The sequence below is a fragment of the Gemelliphila asaccharolytica genome, assembly GCF_001553005.1.
Taxonomy (GTDB): domain Bacteria; phylum Bacillota; class Bacilli; order Staphylococcales; family Gemellaceae; genus Gemelliphila; species Gemelliphila asaccharolytica.
In genome coordinates this window covers 31,200-48,435 of sequence record NZ_KQ959874.1, presented here as the reverse complement: position 1 = coordinate 48,435, position 17,236 = coordinate 31,200, and the positions used below count along the sequence as shown (strand labels likewise).

General features: G+C 24.8%; 19 protein-coding genes. 1 reads left to right on the top strand and 18 read right to left on the bottom strand.

From position 1 onward, the window contains the following. Positions 1–2 precede the first annotated feature (2 nt). The 11 genes from dtd to HMPREF1871_RS03145 all read right to left on the bottom strand — a co-directional run bounded on the left by dtd (position 3) and on the right by HMPREF1871_RS03145 (position 10,935). Complete coding sequence (gene dtd / locus HMPREF1871_RS03195; protein WP_066129998.1) at positions 3–452, bottom strand: D-aminoacyl-tRNA deacylase; 450 nt, start codon at positions 450–452, stop codon at positions 3–5. Positions 453–458: 6 nt separating this feature from the next. Then, positions 459–2,639, bottom strand: a complete 2,181-nt coding sequence (locus HMPREF1871_RS03190) for a RelA/SpoT family protein (protein ID WP_066129996.1) — start codon at positions 2,637–2,639, stop codon at positions 459–461. Positions 2,640–2,841: 202 nt separating this feature from the next. Then, positions 2,842–3,480 (bottom strand): deoxyribose-phosphate aldolase, encoded by a 639-nt coding sequence (gene deoC / locus HMPREF1871_RS03185; protein WP_066129994.1) that lies wholly within the window; start codon positions 3,478–3,480, stop codon positions 2,842–2,844. Between the two features lie 8 nt (positions 3,481–3,488). Next, positions 3,489–4,796: a thymidine phosphorylase gene (locus tag HMPREF1871_RS03180; RefSeq protein ID WP_066129992.1), complete on the bottom strand. Its 1,308-nt coding sequence runs from the start codon at positions 4,794–4,796 to the stop codon at positions 3,489–3,491. A gap of 317 nt (positions 4,797–5,113) precedes the next feature. After that, complete coding sequence (locus HMPREF1871_RS03175) at positions 5,114–5,437, bottom strand: hypothetical protein (protein WP_066129990.1); 324 nt, start codon at positions 5,435–5,437, stop codon at positions 5,114–5,116. A gap of 27 nt (positions 5,438–5,464) precedes the next feature. Next, positions 5,465–6,457: a flotillin-like protein FloA gene (gene floA / locus HMPREF1871_RS03170; RefSeq protein ID WP_066129987.1), complete on the bottom strand. Its 993-nt coding sequence runs from the start codon at positions 6,455–6,457 to the stop codon at positions 5,465–5,467. An 11-nt stretch (positions 6,458–6,468) separates the two neighbouring features. Next, positions 6,469–7,104 (bottom strand): NfeD family protein, encoded by a 636-nt coding sequence (locus HMPREF1871_RS03165; protein WP_066129985.1) that lies wholly within the window; start codon positions 7,102–7,104, stop codon positions 6,469–6,471. A 2-nt stretch (positions 7,105–7,106) separates the two neighbouring features. After that, a complete protein-coding gene (locus tag HMPREF1871_RS03160; protein WP_066129983.1) occupies positions 7,107–7,838 on the bottom strand; it encodes an MBL fold metallo-hydrolase in 732 nt (243 codons plus the stop codon). 71 nt (positions 7,839–7,909) lie between these two features. Continuing rightward, complete coding sequence (locus tag HMPREF1871_RS03155; RefSeq protein ID WP_066129982.1) at positions 7,910–8,851, bottom strand: C39 family peptidase; 942 nt, start codon at positions 8,849–8,851, stop codon at positions 7,910–7,912. Positions 8,852–8,857: 6 nt separating this feature from the next. Next, on the bottom strand, positions 8,858–9,721 hold the full coding sequence (locus HMPREF1871_RS03150; protein ID WP_157058048.1) for a DMT family transporter: 864 nt from the start codon (positions 9,719–9,721) through the stop codon (positions 8,858–8,860). Positions 9,722–9,735: 14 nt separating this feature from the next. Next, a complete protein-coding gene (locus HMPREF1871_RS03145) occupies positions 9,736–10,935 on the bottom strand; it encodes a DUF2130 domain-containing protein (RefSeq protein WP_066129981.1) in 1,200 nt (399 codons plus the stop codon). 623 nt (positions 10,936–11,558) lie between these two features. Here HMPREF1871_RS03145 and HMPREF1871_RS03140 point away from each other — a divergent pair. After that, entirely contained in the window at positions 11,559–11,771 is a 213-nt protein-coding gene (locus HMPREF1871_RS03140) for a hypothetical protein (RefSeq protein WP_066129979.1), read from the top strand. Between the two features lie 47 nt (positions 11,772–11,818). Here the strand turns inward: HMPREF1871_RS03140 and HMPREF1871_RS03135 are convergent, their stop codons facing one another. The 7 genes from HMPREF1871_RS03135 to HMPREF1871_RS03105 form a co-directional block, all read right to left on the bottom strand. Then, positions 11,819–12,010: a hypothetical protein gene (locus tag HMPREF1871_RS03135; RefSeq protein ID WP_066129977.1), complete on the bottom strand. Its 192-nt coding sequence runs from the start codon at positions 12,008–12,010 to the stop codon at positions 11,819–11,821. Between the two features lie 37 nt (positions 12,011–12,047). After that, on the bottom strand, positions 12,048–12,230 hold the full coding sequence (locus HMPREF1871_RS03130) for a hypothetical protein (protein WP_066129975.1): 183 nt from the start codon (positions 12,228–12,230) through the stop codon (positions 12,048–12,050). A 281-nt stretch (positions 12,231–12,511) separates the two neighbouring features. Next, entirely contained in the window at positions 12,512–13,594 is a 1,083-nt protein-coding gene (locus tag HMPREF1871_RS03125; RefSeq protein ID WP_066129973.1) for an ABC transporter substrate-binding protein, read from the bottom strand. Beyond that, positions 13,595–14,398, bottom strand: a complete 804-nt coding sequence (locus HMPREF1871_RS03120; RefSeq protein WP_066129972.1) for an ABC transporter permease — start codon at positions 14,396–14,398, stop codon at positions 13,595–13,597. Then, positions 14,398–15,207 carry an ABC transporter permease gene (locus HMPREF1871_RS03115; RefSeq protein WP_066129970.1) on the bottom strand — a complete coding sequence of 270 codons (810 nt, stop codon included), beginning with the start codon at positions 15,205–15,207 and terminating at the stop codon, positions 14,398–14,400. The genes HMPREF1871_RS03120 and HMPREF1871_RS03115 overlap by 1 nt, the downstream gene beginning before the upstream one ends. Further along, the gene (locus HMPREF1871_RS03110) at positions 15,200–16,303 is read right to left on the bottom strand and encodes an ABC transporter ATP-binding protein (protein ID WP_066129968.1); all 1,104 of its coding nucleotides are present in this window, start codon (positions 16,301–16,303) and stop codon (positions 15,200–15,202) included. The genes HMPREF1871_RS03115 and HMPREF1871_RS03110 overlap by 8 nt, the downstream gene beginning before the upstream one ends. A 28-nt stretch (positions 16,304–16,331) precedes the next feature. After that, positions 16,332–16,874: a helix-turn-helix domain-containing protein gene (locus tag HMPREF1871_RS03105; RefSeq protein ID WP_198145756.1), complete on the bottom strand. Its 543-nt coding sequence runs from the start codon at positions 16,872–16,874 to the stop codon at positions 16,332–16,334. Positions 16,875–17,236 lie beyond the last annotated feature (362 nt).

The following is a 17,236-nucleotide window of genomic DNA, read 5'->3' as shown; positions in this document are numbered from 1 at the left end:
TCCTATTTTCCTGTCAACTTTTCATATTCTACCGTCATTGGTCCATCATTTACAATATTAACTTCCATATGCTCCTGAAAAATACCTGTCTTTACTGTTAGTGAATTTTCTTCTAAAAATTGGTTGAATTTTATATACAATTCTTTTGCCTTTGATGGCTCTGCTGCATCAGTAAAGCTTGGTCTCTTGCCTTTTTTCGTATTTGCATATAATGTGAACTGTGATATGGATAATATCTCACCAGAAACATCTTTTATCCCTAAATTTATTTTATCATTTTCATCTTCAAATAGCCTTGCTTCAGAAATTTTTTTTGCTAAATACTTTGCGTCCTCTTCAGTAGAATTTTTATGTATACCGACTAAAAGGCAATAGCCTTTTTCTATTTCACCAGTCTTTTTACCATTTACAGTTACATATGCTCTTTTTACTTTTTGTAATAATACTTTCATATCTGATCACTTCACTATCCTTTCAACACTATATATATCTGATATTTGTCTTAATTTTTTCTCTATAAATTTACATTCATCTGTATTTTTAACATTTATATTAACGTTTATAGTACATGTTTTATCTTCTTTAATCTCAGAATTTATTTTTGTAACCATTATTTTACTTTCACTTAGTTTTAAAAGTATGCTATTCAACAATAATTCATTGTTAAATCCATGTATTTGTAGTGTAACTGTATAATTTTTATGTTTTGCACTTTTTACCCATTCAACATCTAGTAATCTTTTTTTATCTTCAAAAGAAATATTAGGACATTCTTTTCTATGGACGGTGACTCCTCTTCCCTTTGTAATAAATCCTACTATTTCGTCACCTGGAATGGCTTTGCAACATTTTGATAATCTCACTAAAATATTATCGACACCTTTGACATATACACCTGTTTCAGTAGTTATTTTTTCATTATCGTCATTTGCTTGAGTTAATTTATCTATTTTCTGTTGTGCCAATTTTTCTTTACGTATTTTTTCAGTTAACTTCATAAATACTTGATTAGCTGTTAATGCTCCATATCCTATTGCTCTATATAATTCCTCTATAGAATTATACTTATATTTGATTAGAACATTTTCTATTGAATCCTCTACTAAAATATCTTCTACATCAAATCCTTGATTTTTAATTTCATCTTTTAAAAGAATTTCACCCTTTATTAAATTTTCCTCTCTAGCTGCTTTTTTAAAAAAAGATTTAATTTTAGATTTTGTTTGAGATGATGTTACCATTTTTAACCAATCTCTACTTGGTCCTGTTGAATTTTTGCTTGTCCTTACATCACAAATTTCACCAGTTGATAATTCATAATCAAATGGAACTATTTTATCATTTATTGTAGCTCCTACCATACTATTTCCTACTTCTGTATGTATTGCATAAGCAAAATCTACTACGCAAGACCCTTTCGGCAACTCTATTATATCGCTATTAGGTGTGAAAACATATATTTTATCACTTAACAAATCAACTTTAAGAGAATCCATAAAACTTTCAGCTGTAGCAGCTGTTTCATCTCCTTCAGCTATTTTTTGAAACCAATTTAATTTCTGATAAAAATCATTATTTTTAGTAACTTTTTTACCTTCTTTATACGCCCAATGTGCTGCTATTCCTTTTTCTGCAATTTCATGCATCTCATACGTTCTTATCTGTACTTCTATTGGTTGACCTGTAGGAGAAATTAATGTTGTATGAAGTGATTGATACATATTTGGTTTAGGCATAGCTATATAATCTTTCATTCTTCCTGGTATAGGTAGCCACATATTATTTACTAGCCCTAACACTGCATAACAATCTGACACAGTATTTACTAAAACTCTAACAGCTAAAAGGTCATATATTTGTTCAAAGCTTTTATGATTTCTTTGCATTTTTTTATATATGCTGTATATATGCTTTGGTCTTCCATTTACTTCTGCTTTAATATTGTTTTCTTCAAGTAATTTAACTATAGATTTACAGGCCTGATTAATACTTTCTACACGAACACTTCTTTTTTGTTTCATCATACCTACAACTGAAAAATATTTTTCTGGATATAAATATCTCAAAGAACTATCTTCTAATTCCCATTTAATAGAACTTATTCCCAATCTATGAGCAAGAGGAGCGTAAATTTCTAATGTTTCTCTAGAAATTTCTTTTTGTTTTTCTTGTGGCATATACTTCAATGTTCTCATATTGTGCAATCTATCTGCTAATTTAACAAAAATAACTCTTATATCACTAGCAATCGCCATAAACAGCTTTCTATGATTTTCTGCTTGTGATTGTTTTTTAGACCTAAATTTTACTTTGTCTAATTTTGTAACACCATCTACTATAATACTTATGTCATCTGTAAACATTTCTTTAATATCTTCATTTGTATAATCTGTATCTTCTACAACATCATGAAGAAATCCTGCACATACTGTTTGGTAATCTAATCTTAATTCTGCAAGTATCCCTGCTACTTGTATAGGGTGTAATATATAATCTTCTCCAGACCTTCTTTTTTGCCCTTTATGTGCCTTATTAGCTAATAAATAAGATTTTTCTATAATTTCCCAATGCTCACTCGGTATATATTCTCTACATATTTTAAATACATCGTCAAATGTATATGGATACTCTAAATTCATCACACACCCCTCTTTTTTTATAAAAGTATTTCATTTTATAATATCATATTAATTTAATAAATACCAGTTTTATCATGTATTAAAGGCTTAATTTATGTTTGTATATATTCTATTAAAATATAAAAACAATAAAAATTAAAAATAAAATATCAAAGCTATATAATGCTTTGATATTTTATTAACTATTTATAATTATATTTTTTTATTTTACTATATCTACCCCTGAACTAGTCCCTAACCTTTCTACTCCTAGTTCTATATATTTTTTTGCTGTCGCCTTATCTTTAATTCCTCCACTAGCTTTTATTTTTATTTTATTCATTACTGTATTTTTTATTAATTTAACATCATCATATGTAGCACCATTTGTTCCAAATCCTGTAGAAGTTTTTACAAAATCAGCATTTGCTTTGATTGATAATTTACATGCAATAACTTTTTCTTCATCTGATAAGTAACAAGTTTCTATAATAACTTTTAAAATTTTATCTCCTATAGCTTCTTTTACTTCTCTAATTTCATTTTCTACATATCCATAGTCTTTATCTTTTAATTTAGATACGTTTATAACCATATCTATCTCATCTGCACCAAGATTTATAGCTTCCTTCGCCTCAAAAACTTTTGTATTTGTAGTTACAGAACCTAATGGAAATCCTACGACTACAGCTATTTTTATATTTGTATTTTTTAAATTCTCCAAACATCTTTTAACATATGATCCATTTACGCATACAGAATAGAAGTCATTCTCTATAGCTTCTTTACATAAGTTGTCAATTTGATCAGAGGTTGCATTTGCTTTTAATAATGTATGGTCAATAAATTTATTTAATTTCATTTTTCTCCTTATTGTATAACTTTTATAATTGTTTTTTTTATACTATTTTTTTTAAAATCTTCTATCAAAAAAGCTTCTTCCACTAAAATTTTAGATTCACTTAACTTAGCATTATCATTATAATATATTTCTGCTAATATTTCTCCCTTTTTCACATAATCTAATACTTTTTTATGTAGTTTAATACCCACAGAATAATCTATTTTATCATCTTTTTTACTTCTTCCAGCTCCTATAATCATAGCAGCTTCTCCGATTTTTTTTGCTGATATTTTATTTATATAACCCTCTTTGTTGCTTATAATTTTTAATTTATTATCAGCTATTTTTATTAAATTTACATTTTCTGTTACATTATCTTCTACTCCACTTAAATTCAAAAATTTTTGTAACAATTTTAATGGTTTTTTACTCTCTATCAATTTATCAATAATATCTTTCGCTTCGCTATACGAAGTTACTTTTTTTCTAAATAATAAAATTTGGTATATTATCTCATATACTACTTCTTTTATATCATCAGAAAAATTACCATTTAATGAATCTATTGATTCTATAATTTCCAATGAATTACCTATATTATAACCTAAAGGTTCGTCCATTTCGCTAATTATTGCTATTGTTTTTCTACCATAATTCTTTCCAATATTAACCATTCTTTTGGATAATTCTTCTGCCTGAGATATATTTTTCATAAAAGCACCATCACCAGCTTTTACATCTAGCACTATTATATCTGATTCTACTGCTAATTTTTTACTCATAATACTACTAGCTATTAAAGGTATACTATCAACTGTTGCAGTTACATCTCTTAATGAATATATTTTTTTATCTAATGGAACTACTTTTTCACTATATCCCATAAGACCTATGCCTGTACTATTTAATATATTAAGTAATTCTTTGTTATTTTGTGAAAATTTAAAATTATTTAATGATTCGAATTTATCAATAGTTCCTCCTGTATGTCCTAATCCTTTCCCAGATAATTTCGCAGTTCCCATACCTAATGATGCTAATATAGGAGATAATATTATTGTTATTTTATCTCCTACCCCTCCTGTAGAATGCTTATCAACTAAAAATTTTTTAGAACTTTTTAATTTTATTATTTCTCCTGAATTTTTCATGTTTATTGTGAAATTTAATAATTCTTCATCACTCATACCATTAAAATAAACAGCCATCAAAAAAGCACTCATCTGATAATCTTCTACTTTTCCTTGGATATATCCATCTAGTAAAAAATCAATTTCTTTTTTTGAAAGATTTCCCCCCCTTTTTTTCTTATCTATTAAGTCTACAGTTCTCATAATATCTCCTTATAATATACATATAATTTTTTTCTAAATATTTTTTATTTTATAAAGCTATATAATATGTCATTTTTTATTTATAAATATCTTTTCAACTCATCTAAAACTCTATTTTCTTCTAACATACTATGAATTTTCTATCTCTATAAGTATTATATCTCAAAGAAATAAAAATTACGATGGAAAAAGAAAAAGAATATAAAAAATTACATAAATTTAATGATACTAATAGAAAAAAGAAGCATATGTAATAAAATTAAATAATTTAATATTTTTAATAATTTTATTAAAATACCTCTTTTCCTATAATTCAATTATTTTCTATTACTTTTTGGCTTACATAATATTTCAGAGAAAATAATTCCTTGTAATAATTTTTTTTCTGTTAAAAAATTTTCACCCAATATTTCATTCTCTCTATCTTTTAAAATTTTTGTTTGTTTTCTTTTTTTATTATTTTTTATTGATTGGTCTAACTGATATTGGTCTACATTTTTATTGATTTTATTTGAATAAGAATCTTTTTTATAGGATACTGGTTGTTTATTTATTTCATTTCTTTTCTTTACCCTTTTATTTTTTAAAAAATTAAATAAAATTATTAACATAACTAAAAGCAAACCTTTTAAAATATCCATAATTAATCTCCTTATTTATCATAATAATTATTTTTTATCTTGCTCACTTGAATGGCTTGACATTCTTTTTATTGAATCTCTCATTCCTGTATCAGCTTCAATGTTTTTATAGTTCATATAATCCATAATCCCTAAATTTCCTTCACTAAAAGCTTGTGCCATAGCTAATGGTAACTTAGCTTCAGCTTCTACCACCTTAGCTCTCATTTCTTGTATACGTGCTTTCATCTCTTGTTCTTGTGCCACTGCCATAGCCCTTCTTTGTTCAGCTTTTGCTTGTGCTATATTTTTATCAGCAATAGCTTGTTCTGTTTGAAGATTCGCCCCAATATTCTCTCCAATATCTACATCTAATATGTCAATAGATAGGATTTCAAAAGCAGTCCCTGCATCCAATCCTTTTTCTAATATTGTTTTTGATATTCTATCAGGATTTTCTAAAACTACTGTGTGAGAATTTGAAGAACCAATTGTAGAAACTATTCCCTCTCCTACTCTAGCTATTACTGTGTCTTCTCCTGCTCCTCCAACAAGTCTTTCTATATTTGCTCTTACTGTTATACGTGCTTTAGCTTTAACTTCTATTCCATTAATGGCTACTCCTGCTATATAAGGTGTCTCAATAACCTTAGGATTAACGCTCATTTGAACTGCTTGAAGAACATCGCGACCTGCTAAATCAATCGCTGCACAACGCTCAAAAGTTAAACTCATTATATTCGCTCTATGTGCAGCTATTAATGCATTAACAACCCTATCTACATTACCACCAGCTAAATAATGACTTTCTAATTGATTAATAGTAGCATTAAGGCCAGCTTTATGAGCTTTTATCATTGGATTTACTACTCTACTTGGAACAACTCTTCTAAGTCTCATTCCCACTAAAGTAAATATATTTATCTTCACCCCTGCTGCAATCGCACTTATCCAAAGTCCCAATGGGAAAAAAGTAAAAAACAAGGATAGAATAATAATAACTGCAACTATTAACATTCCTGTAAATACATATTCTGGCATATATAACCTCCTTAAATTTTTCTAACGACTATTCTCATACCTTCTACCTTCGTTACAATTACATAATTATTTTTTTCTATATACTCTCCTTCTGTTACAACATCATATTTTTGATTTTCTAAAATTGCAATACCTGATGGTCTTAAATCTGTTAACGATAACAATTTTTTATTTAAAATACTTTTATTTGATTCTTTAGCAACATATCCTTTATCTGTAGTAAAATTATATTCTAAAATTAGTCTACACAAAAATAAAGGTTTATTTTTCAAAATATAAATATTAAATAGATACCATGCTACAAATAAAATAATAGAAATTGTTATTATAAAAATAATTCTAGACACTTCTTCATTTAAACTTACTAAAGAATATAAAAGTATAATTGTTCCCAATACTCCCATAATTCCTACTGGTAAAAACATTTCTAATATTATCAAAATAATTGCACAAATAAAAGCAATAAATATAAAAATATTAATTCCAGATTTATAGGTATGAATTGCTATGTATATAGATAATAATAAAATAGAAAAAATACCACAACAATTAAATTTGCTATAAAACAACTGTTGACATGAAAAAATACTCATTAAAAATAAAATGATAATATCTAAATAAAATATAAGTGTATCGTTTAAAACCATAATTATTCCTCCAATATTTTATTATACTCAATCTCTAATTCATTTATCAAATCAGATTTACTATATATATTTCCATGTCCCGGAATAGCATATTTAAAATCAATTTTATATATAAAATCTATATAATCTCTAAGTTTTTTTTTATTAAAGGACATAGGTTGTGTCATATAACATTTTGTATGACTGTCACCTATAAATAATATTTTATCTTTTCTTACATATATCAATAATGAATCATCAGAATGGGAATTATCATTATTATAAAAATCTACAATAATGCCCCCTAAATTCAAACTAAAATCACATTCTTTTACTATATCTGATAATTTTATTTTTATATCATTTTTAGATTTATGATAAACTTTTTTCATCATATCTATATTAAATTGTATATCTATACCTTCATCTACAAGATTCTGTATATTATCTAATTTTAAATCTCTTTCCTTCAAACTTTTTAAGTGATTACTTGTTGCTTTAGATGTTATTAACTTGGTATCCATATAACTTGCTCCAAAACTATGATCCCAATGATAATGAGTTAATATTGTGAAACTAGGAGCTGACAAATTATTATCTTTTAAATCTTTATAAAATTTTTCTACCTGCTCCTCGCAGTTTCCAGAATCTATAGTTATAGAATAATTTTTTCCCTTTATATATCCTATACTTGGTTCTAAATACATATATCTATGTTTTGAATAATATAGATTATCTGAAATTTTATATAACATATATTCTCCTTTCTAAAAAATAATATATCATATAAATAATATCTTGTAAAAATTTATAATTCTATTGTATTTTATTTTTTACTAATTACCCAAAGAGAATTTATTTCAGTAGATAATTCTTTATATTTCCATTTTTTTATACTTCTATATAATGAATTTGGGTCATTTAATAAATATTCACCATCATCATTAATTCCTACTATTAATATTATATGCCCTATAGTTGTAAATTTACCAGGTTTAACTGATGCAATTATAGGATGATTTTCAATTAATTCCTTATCTATATTTTCCTTATCAACTGATATTTTTTTACAATTAAGGTTATAATATTTTGCAATGTATTCGAAAAAATTCCATTTCGTTCCATATTGAGAGAAATATCCACCTTCTTCTTCTATTTTTGACACCACATTTGGAGTTATTGAATCATCATTTAATTCTCCTGATATTAACATTGCACAAGATGTCGGACCACATCCTACTATAGCAATATTTGTTTCCCCAATTTTATCATATCCCCATCTTCTATCCCATTGAGCATAATATGGATATTTTCTTTTTAATAAATATGTTTCTCCCAATTCAAAATCAACTTTTTTATTAGTTAAATAACCATATATATAATCTGTAGTATCTTTATTATTTGCTAACATTTTTCTGTGTATAGCTGAAAGTTTATCATAATTATCAAAAATATATTTAGCTTTTATGCTACTAACAGAATATTTTTTTAAATCATTATAAATTTCTTTTTCATCTTTTAAAAATGGAAAAGGCTGGTCAACTCCACTAATATTATCTCTGTTCAACTGAACTGTTTTTGCATCATCATATATAGAATTTTTAGAAAATATTAAAAAAAGTAATACAACTATTAAAATTATAAATTTTTTCTTGTAATCTATTTTTTTTATAATTCCTATTGTTTCATCAAAAATAGTAGCTATAAATTTTTTAAATGAAAAGTGTATAGGTAAGATAATTTTTTTTAAATATTTTTTAATTTCCATTATAACCTACTTCCTTATAAAATTAATGAAAAAACCTGATAAAACTATTAAAAAATATCCTATTAAACTATAGATATCTGGGATTTCATTAAAAATAAAAAATCCCAAAATTCCTGCAAAAATAATTTGACTATAATCAAAAATAGATATACTTCTAGCTGCTGCATATCTATATGCATAAGTTACTCCAAACTGTCCTACTGCTCCTGTTATCCCAACTAATATCAGTATTAATACTTGGTATAATGACATGGGCACATAATGATAAATTACAAAGGGAGCAACAGAAACACAAGAAAATATTGAAAAAAAAGAAACAATAAATTCTGGAGAAACTTTTCTCATTCCCAAATATCTAACACATGTGTATGCAACTCCTGAAAAAAATGCCGTTCCTAGACCTGCTAAAGCTCCAATACTCATAAATGTTACAAAATTGGGTTTTATTACCAAAACTACCCCAAAAAATGCCAAAAAAATAAACAAAATTTGTTTTTTTGTTACTTTTTCTTTAAAAATAAAATATGACAATATTATTATAACAAATGGAGATAATCTTTGTATTATAGAAGCATCCGCTAAATTTATATGACTTACAGCAAAAAAATTACAAATTAAACCTATAGTCCCAAAAATAGATCTGAAAAATAATATTATCCAATCTTTTTTTTCTCTAGGATATCTTACTAAATTATTGGTTTTTATTACTGGAATAAGTGCTATAGAACCTGCAATTAAATTTCTAAAAAATGCTTTTTGTAAAACTGGTAAATCTCCAGATAATTTTACAAAAAATGACATTAATGCAAATCCAAAAGCCGATATTAAAATACAAAATATTCCTTTAGTTAAATTATTATTTTTTATCATAAATTTTAAATTCCTTATTTTAATTCTTCAAATTTTTTTTTCATAGTTTCATTTTTCTTTGTTAATTTTTTTATTGTAACATCTTCTAGCTTATTATTTGCAAGCCTTAACTGATTTTCACTAGTAGTTAAAAATCTTTTAACTTCTTCCATTTTTTTGATTGATTTATCAATTTCGTCAATAGCTTTCTTAAAATTATTACTAGCAGAATTATAATTTTTCAAAAATGCTGTTTTAAATGAATTTAAATCTTTTTCAAAATTAGTAATATCTATATTTTGTTCTTTAATAATTTCAACTTCTTTTTTATATTTTAATGAGTTTAGTGCTGCATTTCTCAATATGGTTATTATAGGTATAAAAAATTGTGGACGTATCACATACATTTTTTCATATTGGTAAGATACATCTACTATACCATTATTATAGAATTCATTGTCTCCTTCTAACATACTTACTAAAATAGCATATTCACATTTTTTTTCTATTCTATCCTTATTTAATTCTTTAAAAAAATGTTCATTTTTTTTCTTGCTTTGAGTTTCATCATTTTCATTTTTCATTTCAAACATTATAGAAACAATTTCTACACCATCAGTATCATATTCTCTGTAAATATAATCTCCTTTTGATCCTGTTTTAATATCATTATCTTTTCCAAAAACAGAATTAGGAAAGGCTGTCATTCTGATTTTATTAAATTCATTTTCACAATGTTTTTCTAATGATTCTCCTATCATCTTTGTTGATTGCTTTAACTTAAAATCTTTGTAAAAAGCTATAGTTTCATCTTTTTGTTTAATTGTAAGAGAAAATTTTTCTTTTAAAGATTTTTCGGATAATTCCTTTTCAGCATTTTTTATTTTTAGTAAATTTTTTAAATCAGATAATTCTCCATTCTTTTTTAATATTTCTTCTTCAAAATATTTTTTTACATTTAATATATCTAATTCTTTATCTTTCGAAAAATTTTTTGCTTGTTCCGATAAAATATTTATTTCATTATCTTTTTCAATTATTTTTTTATCAAAATTATGTTTAATTTTTTGTTTTTCTAATTCTAAATCTTTATTATAACTTTTCTTTATCTCTTGTAATCTTATCTCTAATTCTTTTTTAAATTCTTCATTCCTTATATTAGATAATATTTTTTCATATTGATTTTCTTCTAATGAAAATTTATTTTTACATTTTGGGCATATTATTTGATTCATCTATTCTCCCTTCAAACCTTAAATCAATTATATTTTCTTTTTTTACAAATTATACCATAGTTAGTACCCAACAACAATTCAAATAAAGATCATAGCTTTTAAAAAGCTTATATACCAAGGTTTTTAACTTTTAAAAAAGCCATAAAAAACTAGTAAATAAAAAATAACGTTGCATAAACGTTACATAAAATTAAAAACAATTAAAAAAATTTTAAAAAAAGAAAAAACAAATTAATCTAACAAGTATTAAAAAAGATATAAAACTTTATCCCAGAATAAAGTTATTTTTTTTGTAAAAAATATGAAAAAACTCTTTACATACTGCCGACAGTATGATGTAATATTAATTCAAAGAAGAAAAAAGGAAAAAGATGAGTAAAAGAAAAAAAGATAAGAACCATTTTATAGTGCTAATAACCTTGATAATAAGTTTAATAACACAAATAATGGAACTTATCAAAATAATAATAAATCTGATACAAGCTTTTAAATAAGCCCTGCCTACTCATCAATATTATACATGAAAAAAGACAATGACACAACAGACAAATTACTAAAAGCAATAATAGTAGTTAATATAATTTCAATCATCTTAACTATAATCAATATGTTATGTAGGTAACATGGAAAAAAGACGAGCATATAAGACCCAACAAGCACAAAACGAAGCAAATAAAAGATATTTAGAAAACAATCCTGAAAAAAGAATAAAATTTAAAATATCTAATTATAAATCAACGTGTAAATCATTTATTAGAAAATATTCAACACAAGAAGATTTAGAAGAAATAAAAAAAACAATAGCAAAACGAGAAATAGAGCTTAAAGGGGAGTAATCCCCTTTTTATTTTTAACCAATTTTAACCAATAAAAAAGTGAGTAATTAACTCTCATCTTCTTTATGTATATATTCATATAATTTCAATGCAGTTTTTAAGGTCATATTTTCTACTTTCCTTTTTCCATTTCTATAATTTTGTATCATACTATTAGCTACTCCACTTCCTGTTGCTATTTTATAGCTTGTTAATTCGCTATTTAATAAATCTTCTATCTCTTTTATTATTTTTTTCATATTACCACCTATTTAGAAAAATAATATATAACTGTTCCTAAAATATAACATTAGATAAATCAACTGTACCAGTTAGTCTACTCTTAAGACCTTTTACATCAGCTTTTAAATTATTTTTCACCTTATATTCCATAGCATTAGCACTTGTAAAGACTACTGTAGTAGATATAAAAGCAAAAATCGTTAATATTGTTATTAATTTTTTAAAAATATTTCTCATATTATTTACCTCCTTTTTTGTTTTTTAAAAAATATTTTAATATATATATCATTTATTAATATTTTTTTCAATATATTTTAATATTATTATATTTTTATAAATGTTAATTTTATTATTTTTTTAATATAATTACTTAATTATTTTGAAAAAAATTATAAAAGACACTTATTTTTATAACAAGTGTCTAGTTTTTATTATTTATTTTATAGTAATAGTATAGTTTATATATATGATATTAAAAAATATAATCATAAAAATTTTCTCTTATTATATTATTAAATTTAATATCCTCTGGCTATATTTATCTTAAATTCTAAAAAAAGATCGTTTTGTAACTGAACAATTTTTTGTGACTGTGCATCATATACTTCTAAATTGTGCATCGTTTCTTCATTGGGATAAAACTGTTCGTCTGTTACTATTTCTTTCCCTAAAATATCATAAGCATTTTTTACAGGTGTTGCATATCCTATGAATTTTGCATTTTTTGCAGCGTTTTTTGGTTCTAACATAAAATTTATAAATTTATGTGCAGCTTCTACATTTTTTGCATTTTTGGGAATTGCCATATTGTCAAACCAAATATTACTTCCCTCTTTAGGAACTGAATATACTAATTTATCATTTTCATCAATCATTTTAGCTGCACTTCCTGAAAATGTTACAGCAACCTTTGCATCCGAATTTACCATAATCATAGTTTTTTCATCATTATTAATTGCTTTTATATTGGACCCCATAAGTTCTAATTTTTTTTCTGCTAATCTTAATTTAATTTCATCAGTTTCATTAACAGAATAACCTTCAGATTGAAGTGCTATACCAAGCATTTCCCTCGCACCGTCTACTAAAATCACTTCATTTTTTAATCTCTCATCCCAAAGATCATCCCATTTTTCAAATTTCAAGTCTTTATCTACTAATTCTTTATTATAAACAATTCCTAATGTTCCCCAAAAATAAGGTATAGAATATTTGTTATCTACGTCAAAACTTTTATTTAATAATTCTTCATTTAAATTACTATAATTTGTAATTTTAGTCTTATCTATTTTTTGTAACAGATCAAAATTTATCATTTTTTCTATCATATAGTCTGAAGGAATGACAATATCATAAGAAACATGACCTGATTTCATTTTTGTAAGTAAAGCTTCATTTGAATCAAATGTTTCATAAATAACTTTAATTCCTGTTTGATTTGTAAATTCTTCAAGTAATTCTGGATCAATATACTCTCCCCAATTAAATATGGTAAGAGTGTTATTGCTACCGTGCTCTGTCGCATCAATAAACTGTCTTGATTCTAGTAATAAAATAGAAAATAATATAATAGCTAAAGCTGAGTACACTAATTTTTTCATTTAATTTACTCCTTTTTTTAATTTTGTAACGTTTATTACATAGTAAATTATTACTGCTATTACAATAAACAGTGTTAATAATGTTGAAATTGCATTAATTTGTAAATTAATTCCCTGTCTTGCCATTGAATATATTTCAACTGATAATGTTTGAAAGCCATTTCCTGTCACAAAAAAAGTAACTGCAAAATCATCTAATGAGTATGTAAATCCCATGAAAAATCCTGATAAAATTCCTGGTGTTATATAAGGTATTATTATTTTTGTTATAACCTTATAATAATTTGCACCAAGATCAACAGCTGCATCAATCATAGATATTGGCATTTCATACAATTTAGGTAAAACCATTAGAACTACAATGGGTACACTAAAAGCTATATGCGAAATAAGAACTGAGAAAAATCCCTGAAATGATTCTATACCTAATTTTTCTGCAATAAATGAAAAAACAAGTAAAAATGAACATCCTATTATTACATCAGGACTTACTATAAGTATATTGTTTGCTACTAGAAATTTATTTTTTAATTTTTTCCTTTTTAATGAATATATACTTATAGCTCCAAAAGTTCCTAAAATTGATGAAAAAACTCCACATAAAAGTGCAACAACAATTGTATTTATTATAATTACTATCATTCTAGTATTTTCTAACAATTCTTTATAATGAATAAGTGAAAATTCTTCAAAAGAAAGCATAGTTCTACCTGAGCTAAATGAGAAATAAGATAGATACAATATAGGAATATATAAAATAATAAAAATAATAGCTAAATATATCTTTGAATATAATTTTTTCATTATTTTACCCCCATGGATTTTTTATTTGATGTCAATACCATTATTATAGCCATAATTAAAATTAAAAATACTGCTATTGTAGAACCTAAACCGATATTTTGTGTAACTAAAAAATGTTCTTCTATTGACGTTCCTAAATTTATAATTTTATTTCCAGCTATAAGTCTTGTTATCATAAATATAGATAATGATGGAATAAAAGTTACTTGAACTCCTGTTTTTATTCCTTCTTTTGTAAGAGGGAATATTATCTTCAATAAAGTAGTTTTAAAATCTGCTCCTAAATCATATGATGCTTCTATTAAATTTTTATTTATACTTGATACTGAATTGTAAATAGGAAGAAGCATAAATGGCAAAAATATATAGCTAGCTACAAAAACAAAAGAAAAAGAATTAAAAAGTAATTCTTGACTTCCTATTCCTATAAACTCTAAAAATTGATTTACTCCTCCATGTTTCGAAAAAAGCCCTATAAAAGCATATGTTTTTAAAAGAATATTTATCCATGTAGGCAAAATTATAAGTAATAAAAGTAATTCTTTATGTTTACTTTTACTTATAATAAAAGCCAAGGGATAACTTATTATTAAACAAAATAGAGTTATTAAAAATGCATAAAAAAAACTATAAAAAGTCATCCATATATAAGTTTTTCCAAAAAATTCATAATAATTGTTTAATGTGAATTCACCATTAACATTTTTAAAAGAATTGTAAAAAATAAGACCAATTGGTAATATAACAAAAAATATCATCCAAAGAAGATAAGGTAATAAAAAGATTATCCTAGTTTTTTTATTAAACATTTTCTTCCTCCTCATCACCTTCATATGATTCTAAACGTGCATCAAATTCTTCTTCTGTTTCACCTGGTAACATAATATGAATAGACTCTGGATCAAAATCTAATGATACTCTATCTCCTGTTACAGCGGGTTTTGTAGAATGAATAATCCATTCATTGTTTTGATCATCTAGACAACAAATTTCATAATGTACTCCTCTAAATAATTGATTATCTACAATAACCTTTATCTTTCCTTTATTTAAGTCCGTTATTGTTATATCCTCTGGGCGAATTACTACATCCACTTTTTTGTTTTTTGGCATTCCAGCATCCACACATTCATATTCTTTTCCATATATTTCAACTAAATAATCGTCAAGCATTATTGCATTAACAATATTTGATTCTCCAATAAAATCTGCTACAAATCTATTTATTGGCTCATCATATATATCAAGTGGTGTCCCACTTTGCTCTATTTTCCCATTATTCATAACAAATATGTAATCACTCATTGCTAACGCTTCTTCTTGATCATGAGTAACATAAATAAATGTTATTCCTGTTTGTTGCTGTAATTCTCTAAGTTCATATTGCATTTCTTGTCTTAATTTTAGATCTAATGCAGATAATGATTCATCCAATAAAATTATTTCTGGCTCGTTTATAATAGCCCTTGCTATAGCCACACGTTGTTTTTGCCCACCACTCATTTCTGATATTTCTCTTTTTTCAAAACCAGAAAGATTAACTAATTTTAACGTTTTTTTTACCTTTTTTCTTATTATATCTTCTTTATAATTTTTTATTCTTAAGCCAAAAGCAATATTTTCATAAACATTCATATGAGGAAATAATGCATAATCTTGAAAAACAGTATTAACCTGTCTATGATTTGCAGGAATATCATTTACTTTTTTAGAATTTATAAAAATTTCTCCCGATTTTGGTTCTAAAAATCCTCCTATAAGCTTTAATACAGTACTTTTACCGCATCCACTTGGACCCAGTATTGTATAAAATTTTCCTTTTTCTATTTCAATATCAATATTTTTTAAAACTTTAAGACTTCCAAATGACATAGAAACATCTTTAAATTCAACAATATTTATCATTTTTTTCTCCTATAAAAATAAAATATATCTACAAATATGAATTTGTTACTACTAATAAAACAACACATTCTTTATCAAAAGAATTAGTCAAAGTATGTTCTTTTGTTGCTCCATAATAAAAACTTTCTCCTTTTTTTGCTATGTACTCTTTTTTACCAAATATCAATTTACATTTGCCTTCTATTACATAACATAAAGTTTCTGACTCTGACGGCAAAAAAGTTTTATAACTTGAATATTTTTTTAACGTCAGTATAACAGATTCCATTTCTTTTTCATTAGATTCTGCAACTAACCATTTTAATTTATATCCTAAATCTTCTTCTTCATAAGTTGTCTGATCTTCTTCCTTATACAATATTTTTTGCTCTTCTTTATCTTCATCAAAAAAATCTTTAGGGTTACATCCTAACACTTCTAATATTGCAAAAAATGTTTCCATTGATGGAGAAGATAAATCTCTTTCTACCTGAGAAATATATCCCTTAGAAAGATCCGTTCTTTCTCCTAATTCTTCCTGAGTTAATCCCTTTTGTATACGAATTCTCCTTATTTTATTACCTATTGATATCATTATTTCTCCCATTATAATTAAAATATTTAGTAAAAATAAACTTATTGTTTGAAAGTTTAGTTAAATAAAACTTGATGTTTACCTTTTGTATTTTACATTATTTTTCTGATTAAATCAATTATTTTTTAAAAATTAATGCTTATTTTACTCTTATTAAATTTATTTATAATAAAATATATCCAACAAGTATCTTAAAATTATTTAGTATTAGGAACTTTTTTTATTCTTATTTTTATTTTTTGAGTTTTAATATTTATTTTTTCTTATCCCTTTTTGTAGTACTAAATTATATAATTTTTCTAATCTCCTTTTTTTGCATTTTTTCCTCTTTCATTACTAATTTTGTAAAAAAAAAAAAA

What these genes read in the sequence shown, in the direction of transcription:
- dtd (WP_066129998.1), bottom strand. Translation starts at nt 452, where the DNA reads ATGAAAGTATTATTACAAAAAGTAAAAAGAGCATATGTAACTGTAAAT.
- HMPREF1871_RS03190 (WP_066129996.1), bottom strand. Translation starts at nt 2,639, where the DNA reads ATGAATTTAGAGTATCCATATACATTTGACGATGTATTTAAAATATGT.
- deoC (WP_066129994.1), bottom strand. Translation starts at nt 3,480, where the DNA reads ATGAAATTAAATAAATTTATTGACCATACATTATTAAAAGCAAATGCA.
- HMPREF1871_RS03180 (WP_066129992.1), bottom strand. Translation starts at nt 4,796, where the DNA reads ATGAGAACTGTAGACTTAATAGATAAGAAAAAAAGGGGGGGAAATCTT.
- HMPREF1871_RS03175 (WP_066129990.1), bottom strand. Translation starts at nt 5,437, where the DNA reads ATGGATATTTTAAAAGGTTTGCTTTTAGTTATGTTAATAATTTTATTT.
- floA (WP_066129987.1), bottom strand. Translation starts at nt 6,457, where the DNA reads ATGCCAGAATATGTATTTACAGGAATGTTAATAGTTGCAGTTATTATT.
- HMPREF1871_RS03165 (WP_066129985.1), bottom strand. Translation starts at nt 7,104, where the DNA reads ATGGTTTTAAACGATACACTTATATTTTATTTAGATATTATCATTTTA.
- HMPREF1871_RS03160 (WP_066129983.1), bottom strand. Translation starts at nt 7,838, where the DNA reads ATGTTATATAAAATTTCAGATAATCTATATTATTCAAAACATAGATAT.
- HMPREF1871_RS03155 (WP_066129982.1), bottom strand. Translation starts at nt 8,851, where the DNA reads ATGGAAATTAAAAAATATTTAAAAAAAATTATCTTACCTATACACTTT.
- HMPREF1871_RS03150 (WP_157058048.1), bottom strand. Translation starts at nt 9,721, where the DNA reads ATGATAAAAAATAATAATTTAACTAAAGGAATATTTTGTATTTTAATA.
- HMPREF1871_RS03145 (WP_066129981.1), bottom strand. Translation starts at nt 10,935, where the DNA reads ATGAATCAAATAATATGCCCAAAATGTAAAAATAAATTTTCATTAGAA.
- HMPREF1871_RS03140 (WP_066129979.1), top strand. Translation starts at nt 11,559, where the DNA reads ATGGAAAAAAGACGAGCATATAAGACCCAACAAGCACAAAACGAAGCA.
- HMPREF1871_RS03135 (WP_066129977.1), bottom strand. Translation starts at nt 12,010, where the DNA reads ATGAAAAAAATAATAAAAGAGATAGAAGATTTATTAAATAGCGAATTA.
- HMPREF1871_RS03130 (WP_066129975.1), bottom strand. Translation starts at nt 12,230, where the DNA reads ATGAGAAATATTTTTAAAAAATTAATAACAATATTAACGATTTTTGCT.
- HMPREF1871_RS03125 (WP_066129973.1), bottom strand. Translation starts at nt 13,594, where the DNA reads ATGAAAAAATTAGTGTACTCAGCTTTAGCTATTATATTATTTTCTATT.
- HMPREF1871_RS03120 (WP_066129972.1), bottom strand. Translation starts at nt 14,398, where the DNA reads ATGAAAAAATTATATTCAAAGATATATTTAGCTATTATTTTTATTATT.
- HMPREF1871_RS03115 (WP_066129970.1), bottom strand. Translation starts at nt 15,207, where the DNA reads ATGTTTAATAAAAAAACTAGGATAATCTTTTTATTACCTTATCTTCTT.
- HMPREF1871_RS03110 (WP_066129968.1), bottom strand. Translation starts at nt 16,303, where the DNA reads ATGATAAATATTGTTGAATTTAAAGATGTTTCTATGTCATTTGGAAGT.